1 protein-coding gene is annotated in these 263 nt (G+C 75.7%); it reads right to left on the bottom strand.

Translation table 11 applies throughout. From position 1 onward, the window contains the following. On the bottom strand, positions 1-263 hold a 263-nt coding region (locus HB860_RS22070), incomplete at both ends, for a hypothetical protein (protein WP_247627966.1).

The following is a 263-nucleotide window of genomic DNA, read 5'->3' on the forward strand; positions in this document are numbered from 1 at the left end:
GCGGCTGATCGCGAGCTGCAGCTCGACCTCCGCGGTCAGCAGGTGCAGGTTGTCGAAGTCGCGGCCGATGTGCTCGGCCAGCGCCGCCACGGCCTCGTCGAGCGGCAGGTTGCGCGTCAGGTCCCGGGTGCGGTGGTGGTAGGTCAGCGACAGGCAGTCGCGGCCCTTGAGCCGCAGCGGGCGGGCCTGCACGCGCAGCAGGTCGGGCTCGGGGCCGCGCGGCCCGGCGAGCACCAGCTTGAGCGCCGCGCCGCGCGCAAGCG

Origin of the sequence: Aeromonas genomosp. paramedia, from assembly GCF_023093515.1 — a bacterium.
In the GTDB taxonomy this organism is placed as follows: Bacteria; Pseudomonadota; Gammaproteobacteria; order Enterobacterales; family Aeromonadaceae; genus Aeromonas.